6 protein-coding genes and 1 pseudogene are annotated in these 6,337 nt (G+C 66.0%); 2 read left to right on the plus strand and 5 right to left on the minus strand.

The annotated features are described in order from the left end of the window. Window positions 1-101: 101 nt before the first annotated feature. The 4 genes from M1L36_RS16505 to M1L36_RS16520 form a co-directional block, all read right to left on the minus strand. Window positions 102-632 (minus strand): DUF5815 family protein, encoded by a 531-nt coding sequence (locus tag M1L36_RS16505; RefSeq protein WP_250874833.1) that lies wholly within the window; start codon window positions 630-632, stop codon window positions 102-104. Between the two features lie 36 nt (window positions 633-668). Next, window positions 669-1,046, minus strand: coding sequence for a hypothetical protein (locus M1L36_RS16510; protein ID WP_250874834.1), 378 nt, complete (start codon window positions 1,044-1,046; stop codon window positions 669-671). A 59-nt stretch (window positions 1,047-1,105) separates the two neighbouring features. After that, window positions 1,106-1,519, minus strand: coding sequence for a DUF7124 domain-containing protein (locus tag M1L36_RS16515; protein ID WP_250874835.1), 414 nt, complete (start codon window positions 1,517-1,519; stop codon window positions 1,106-1,108). Window positions 1,520-2,478: 959 nt separating this feature from the next. Then, complete coding sequence (locus M1L36_RS16520) at window positions 2,479-3,741, minus strand: NAD(P)/FAD-dependent oxidoreductase (RefSeq protein WP_250874836.1); 1,263 nt, start codon at window positions 3,739-3,741, stop codon at window positions 2,479-2,481. Window positions 3,742-3,879: 138 nt separating this feature from the next. Between M1L36_RS16520 and M1L36_RS16525 the strand changes: the two genes are divergently transcribed. Continuing rightward, complete coding sequence (locus M1L36_RS16525; protein WP_250874837.1) at window positions 3,880-4,479, plus strand: DUF6149 family protein; 600 nt, start codon at window positions 3,880-3,882, stop codon at window positions 4,477-4,479. Between the two features lie 3 nt (window positions 4,480-4,482). Here M1L36_RS16525 and M1L36_RS16530 read toward each other — a convergent pair whose 3' ends face one another. Continuing rightward, entirely contained in the window at window positions 4,483-5,943 is a 1,461-nt protein-coding gene (locus M1L36_RS16530) for an NAD(P)/FAD-dependent oxidoreductase (RefSeq protein ID WP_250874838.1), read from the minus strand. A gap of 120 nt (window positions 5,944-6,063) precedes the next feature. On the opposite strand from M1L36_RS16530, the pseudogene M1L36_RS16535 reads away from it, so the two are divergent. Continuing rightward, window positions 6,064-6,337: pseudogene (locus M1L36_RS16535) on the plus strand (homoserine kinase); the annotation flags it as partial.

Genomic DNA, 6,337 nt, shown 5'->3' on the forward strand with positions numbered 1-6,337 from the left:
GTATTAACTGCTTGCCCCGAATCGGCCGCTGCACGGTGGTTACGGACGTGAAACGTCACTTCACAGTGACTGTATCGGAATAGAACAGGAGGTCGTGTGGCTCACACCGGCCGGTCGTACTCGCTCTCGAACTCCCGCTGGGCGCGGTACTGCTCGACGAACGCGCTCACGTCGAACTCGAGCATCTGACGTTCGAACTCCGTCATCGCGTCGTCGTCGGGCGCGTGGCTGACGGCGTGCTCCATCAACTCGACGAGCAGTTCGACGACGACCTCGTGGAGACGGCGGGAGTCGAACCCCGTCGCCCAGACGATGGCGTAGCCGACGCTCCCCTCCTCGCTGGTGTCGGCGCTGACGACCTGTTCGGGGAACTCCTCCAGCACCATCCCCATCACGTGTGTCGTGCCGAACGGTTCGCCCGTCGTCGTGTCGACGGTCTCGTCGAGCACGGCGACGAGGTCCTCGGGGACGAACCGGGAGAGCGGGTGCATGTCCATCACGACGGCGTGGCGCTCGCCACAGGGACAGGCGTACTCGCGCATCCCCATGTCGAGGTCGTGGATGGCGACGGTCTCGCCACAGGGCAACTCGAGGCTCTGTGTTCGGCCGCCGGGCACGCGCGGTTCGGTCATACCCGACCTACGGTGGTCCCCCGGTTAAACGCGGCGCTACTCCTCCGTCTCCTCGTCGACGTCGTCGGTGTCGACGTCGTCGGGTTGCTCGGACTGCGACTCGGGACCGGCCGCCTCGGCGGGTTCGGTCGCCGCCTCGACCGAGTCCTCCGGCGGTTCCTCGGTCATCGACCCGGTCGAGGCGCTGGCGTCGGTGCCCGCCGCGGCCGCGTCCTCGGGGTCGCCGCTCTCTTCGGCGTCCTCGCCGGTCGACTCGTCCTCGTCGCCTTCGACCTCGATCTCCACCTCGACCTCGATCTCCAGTCCGTCGAGTTCCAGTTCCGCTTCCGCCGTGCGTGTCTCGCCGATCTCGATCTCCAGTTCGTTGCTGTCCACTTCGACTTCGACCTCGACGTCGACGTTGGTCTGTGTCATCGTCCGGTGGTACACGCGGCGGTCAAAAAGCAGTTACCCGACCGGCAGACCTCGCAGGTTCAGGGCCAGTCGTCGCGTTCGTCTCCGCCCGCGGTCGTCGCCGGGTCGTTCTCGCCGAGTTCCCACCCGGCGGCCTCCGCGGCAGCCTCGACGTGGAGGAACTCCCAGTCGACCTCCCCCGCCAACTGCTCGTCGTCCTCGTCGACGCCGACGAACACGTGCCGGTCGGTCTCGAACTGCCGTTTCACGTTCTCCAGGCTCTCGCGTTTGCCCCGCGGCCCCGAGAAGAAGTCCTGTCGGATGCGGTTCTTGCGTGTGAAGTTCGTCACGACGTACGTCGGCTTCTCGCTGACGACGCCGAGGTACGTCGTCCACGTCCGTGCGTCGTCGAACACCGCGTCCGGCTGACGCAGTTGCTTCAGCGCCTCCAACTCGAAAGCCAGCGTCATGTCGCTGGACCCGCCACCGTTCATGGGTACTCCTTACTCGCCCCGTGCTAAACGGCTTCGGTCCCACCTTTTATCCACGACCGGGGGGCGACGCCCCCCGGAGGGTAAAAGGTGGACCATCGCAGATTCGCGCCGCGAATCTGCGGACAGTCAGAGCGCGTCGCGCTCTGACCGCATCACCAGAACGGCTTCGCCGTTCTGGTTAGCAGCCAGAAATCGAGGATTTCTGGCGACAAAAGGACTCCTCCTTCACTTCGCTACGCTCCGTTCAGTCGTCACCCCGCTCGTTCGCTTCGCTCACTTGCGGTACAACTCACGGGTCGAACCCGAACCACATCGATTGCCGGTATTGTTAGACCCGTGCCGCGTGTGTATCGCGTGAGTTGGCGGGGATTGCCTCTGGGCGTGTGATACTCCCTATGTCAAAATAAAGGTATAAGTGGGACTGAGTGCGTAGGAAACAGCGACGACCAAACCCCGCCTTGAAGGATGTCAGAGGCCTTTGGCTGAGGCGTCGGTCGTCAGGAACAGGTCGTTCCGGGCACGGACAACCGTCCCCACCTCTTCCACCTGCTGTCCGTTCTAACGCGTGCTCCTACACACGGGTCTGTGTCAGACACACATAAGACTGCCGACAAGTATAGAAGTTGAACACTGTCCCCCGATTGGGTCGCTTCACTCGGGACAGATACACTCACGCTCTCTGTCTAACAGTTGAATCAGCCGAGATGGGTTGGAAGAAACCTTCATAGCATCCGCGCGAGCAACGCGAGCGCGGTTCACCGCGAACGAGTGCAACGAGTGAGCGGGGTGACGAGCGAGCGGAGTGCTCGAAGAGCACGAAGTGAGTGACGAATCCTTTTGTCGCCAGAAACCGCCGGTTTCTGGCTACTAACCAGAACGGCTCCGCCGTTCTGGTGATGGTCCAGCTTTTGCACTGCCGGGGTCGCCCTGCGACCCCGGCGCGGGCATAAAAGGTGGTGTTACTGCTCGGCTTCGACCGGTTCGAACTTGTCGAGGTCGATGGTGTCCTCGAGCAGGAGGTCCTTCTTGTCGCTCACGTCGATACGGTCGCGTGCGAGTTTCTTGAGCTTCGACTGCGGGGCGAGGTTGCCGATGAGGACGCCGCCGACGACCTTGCCGTCCTTGATGGCGACGCGCCGCCACTCGTCGTCGGAGTACTTCTTCTCGACGTCGTCGTCGCCGAGGGTGGGGTGACCGAAGGAGAGGAACGGGAAGTCGAAGTGGGTGATGGAGTACGAGGAGACCCACTCGAAGGTGGCCTCCTCGGTGTCGACGCCCTGGTCGCGGGTCATGTTCGTGCCGGCGATGGAGCCCTGTTCCTTCGCGCTCCCCCACGCGCCGTTCTGGGCCTGGTCCTCGAGGATGACGTCGTAGAAGTACGTCAGGTCGCCCGCTGCGTAGACGTCCTCGGCGTTCGTACGCATGTGCTCGTCGACGACGATGGAGCCGTCGTCGGTGCGCTCGATGCCGCTGCCCTGGAGGAACTCGGTGTTGTAGTTCAGGCCGATGGCGATGCCGACGAAGTCCGCGTCGAAGTACTCGCCGTTGGGGTCCTCGACGCCGACGACCTCGCCGTCGTCGTTCACGTCGAAGTGGTCGACGCCGCTGCCGAAGACCGGCGTGACGTCGTTCTCGCGGAGCGCGTCGTGGATGATCTCCGCACCGTCCTCGCTGAGCGCGTAGCGCCACCAGGCGTTGCCGCGCATGAGGTAGTTGGCCTTCACGTCCTGTGCGCCGCAGATGGCCGCGAGGTCGATGCCCAGCAGACCGGCACCGATGACCGCGCCGGTGTCGGCGCGTTCGGCGTGTTCCTTGATGGCGCGTGCGTCCTGGAACGTCCAGAAGTGGTGGACGCCCTCGGCGTCGCTCCCGTCGACGGGGAGTTGGGTCGGCGTCCCGCCCGTCGCGATGAGCAGCGAGTCGTACTCGACGGTCTCGCCCTCGTGGGTGTGAATCTCGTGGGCGTCGGTGTCGACGCGGGTGACCATGGTGTTCAGCTTCAGGTCGATGTCGCGCTCCTCGTACCACCCCTCGTCGTGGATGGAGATGGGACCGGCCGGCATCTTGCCCTTGGCGAACTCTTTGATGAGAATACGATTGTAGAGGGCCTCCCCCTCGTCGGTGATGATGGTGACGGAAGCGTCGGCGTCGGCCTCGCGGATGGTCTCTGCGGCCGAACTGCCCGCGATGCCGTCACCGATAATCACGTGCGACGCGCTCATAGCGGGCGATATGACACGACCCCTAAAGTGGGTTGCTATCTCCACAACCGCCGTGTGAGCCACTCACAGGGGTCGTATCCCGGCCGCCGTCGCCGCGCCGTACCAACATTCAAGCGCCACGCGCCCCAACCCTGGGTCATGAAGATTCGCCAGAATCCACGCCACTGGGCGGCCAAGAAGGCGCTGACGACTCCCGGCGTCCGGTCGGTCGCCAACTACGGACTGGTGAAACTCCACACGAACATCTTCGCGGGGAAGGCCGACGAGGCCCACCGCGAGGCGCGCAAACCGTACCTCGACGCGTTCTTCGACGCGACGATGGACGCCTACGTCGCCGCGCTCGAAGCGGACTACTCCGAGGCCGAGGCCCGCGAGATAACCCACGTCCAGGCCAACTTCGACTTCTTCGACAAGGGCTGGACCGAGATGATGGAGATCCCCGCCGACGAGTTCGAGGCCCACTACCGCCGCTTCGAGGACTTCTTCACCGCTCACAGTATCACCATCGACGACCCGCTCGGCGAGTTCCGACCCGCGGGCGGTCTGCCCGACGCTCCCCGGACGTCCGAGCGACTCGACGACCCGACCTACGAGAACGCCGTCGCCGGGTTCGCCGACGACACGTACGTCGAGACGCCCGGCGGCATGACCGTCGGCGGCGACGAGGAACCCGAGGACGTCAGCGTCCGCGACGCTCCCGGCGTGGGTGACGATACGACCGACGACGCCGACGACTGACGCTCAGTCCTCTGCGGTCTGTTCGCCGACCGCGCCGACGCGCCGCTCGCTCGCGTCGACGATTCTGTCCGCCACCTCGTAGCCCGCGACGATAGCGCCGTTCAGCGACCGCTCGGGGTACTGCGCTCGCGAGGCCATGCCCGCGTAGTAGACGCCCTCGCCGACCGCCTCCCGGAGGTCGTACGGGACGACCATGTCGAGGTAGCCGCACTCGTACACCGGCGCGGTCCGCGGGTTGCGCGCGACCCGGAACTCCCGGACGGTCGAGCGTTCGAACCCGGGGAACAGGTCTTCGACGCCCGACAGCCAGTGTTCGCGCAGTTGCTCGTCGTCCATCCGCCAGAGGTCCTCCTCCAGCGACTGGACGTAGCTGGCGACGTACAGCAGGTGGTCGCCGCCGTAGCGGTCGGCGGGGACGAAGTTCGTGTGGTCGATGAGCGCGCCGAAGGGCGCGTCGTCGGCCACGTTGAGCCAGTAGGTGTCGGTCAGTGGTTCGTCCATCGTCACGACCGCACACACCGACCCCTGGAACTCGACGTCGCACTCGTAGCCGACGAGGTGGTCGAGGACGTCCGGCATCGCCGCGACGACGACGGCGTCGACGTCGTGCGTCTCGACGCCCTGCTCGGTCTCGACGGTGAGCGCGTCGGCGGACTGTGAGTCGACCGGGTGCGCGTCGGCGGCCTGCGCGTCGGTCGTGGCTTCGGGGTCGTCGGGTGCCTCGATACCCTCACCCGCCCCGTCTCCCGCGCCGAAGGACCCGTCGATGCCGACGACGTCGACGACGCGAGCGCCGGTCGTCACGTTCTCGTGGCCGACGGCGTCGACCAGCGCGTCGACGAGCACCGGGAAGCCGCCGTCGAAGTACCCCAGTCGCTCGCCTTCGAGGAGGTCACGCTCGCCGCGGAACTTGATGCGCCCGAGCAGCCACGCGGCGCTCACGTCCTCCTTGCGCGAGCCGAACTTCGCGTCGAGCAGTGGCTCGAAGAACGACTCGTAGACGTTCTCGGTGGTGTGTTCGACGACGAACTCGCGAGCGGTGACGTCCTCGAAGTCCTCCAGACGCTCGTAGGAGTCGAACTTCGGGACGCCCCCCCTGACGTCGACGTCGAGCGTGAGCAGTCCGAGTCGGAACGTGTCGTAGAGGCCCAGCGGTGGGAAGGCGAGTATCTCCCACGGTTTGTCCATCGGGTGGACGGTGCCGTCGACGTAGTAGGCGTTCTTGCCGATGCGCCACTCCAGGCGGTCGGCGACGCCGAGTTCCTCGGCCAACTCGACGATGGTCTCTTCGGACTTCGAGAGGTGGTGGTAGAACTTCTCGATGGGGTCGCCGTTCGTCGAGTAGGTGGCGGCGAGGCCACCGACGTCGTCGCCCGCTTCGAACACCTGCACGTCGTGGCCGGCGCGCTGGAGTCGGTAGGCGGCCGCGAGTCCGGCGATGCCGCCGCCGACGATGCCGATCATGCTCCGGAGTTGGCCGGTTCGGGGTATGTGCCTTCGGGTCTCCGACCGGCGTCGACCGGCGGAGACCGGCGACCCAGTCGTAGTCGCTAGCTTTTTGCGATTCGTGCCGAAGGGCGTGCCATGGTCACCGTCCGTGCCCCGGCGACGAGCGCGAACCTCGGCAGCGGGTTCGACACGTTCGGTCTCGCGCTGGACCGTCCGGCCGACATCGTCCACGTCGAACGCGCCGAGCGGACCACCATCGACGTCACCGGCACGGGCGCGCGGTACATCCCCGAGGACCCCGAACGCAACACCGTCGGCGCGGTGGCGAAGGCGCTCGACGCGCCCGCCCACATCAGCATCGACAAGGGCGTCCGCCCGGCCTCCGGGTTGGGGTCGTCGGCCGCCAGCG

This window comes from Halomarina rubra (assembly GCF_023699475.1).
Lineage (GTDB): Archaea > Halobacteriota > Halobacteria > Halobacteriales > Haloarculaceae > Halomarina > Halomarina rubra.

What these genes read in the sequence shown, in the direction of transcription:
- M1L36_RS16505 (WP_250874833.1), bottom strand. Translation starts at nt 632, where the DNA reads ATGACCGAACCGCGCGTGCCCGGCGGCCGAACACAGAGCCTCGAGTTG.
- M1L36_RS16510 (WP_250874834.1), bottom strand. Translation starts at nt 1,046, where the DNA reads ATGACACAGACCAACGTCGACGTCGAGGTCGAAGTCGAAGTGGACAGC.
- M1L36_RS16515 (WP_250874835.1), bottom strand. Translation starts at nt 1,519, where the DNA reads ATGAACGGTGGCGGGTCCAGCGACATGACGCTGGCTTTCGAGTTGGAG.
- M1L36_RS16520 (WP_250874836.1), bottom strand. Translation starts at nt 3,741, where the DNA reads ATGAGCGCGTCGCACGTGATTATCGGTGACGGCATCGCGGGCAGTTCG.
- M1L36_RS16525 (WP_250874837.1), top strand. Translation starts at nt 3,880, where the DNA reads ATGAAGATTCGCCAGAATCCACGCCACTGGGCGGCCAAGAAGGCGCTG.
- M1L36_RS16530 (WP_250874838.1), bottom strand. Translation starts at nt 5,943, where the DNA reads ATGATCGGCATCGTCGGCGGCGGCATCGCCGGACTCGCGGCCGCCTAC.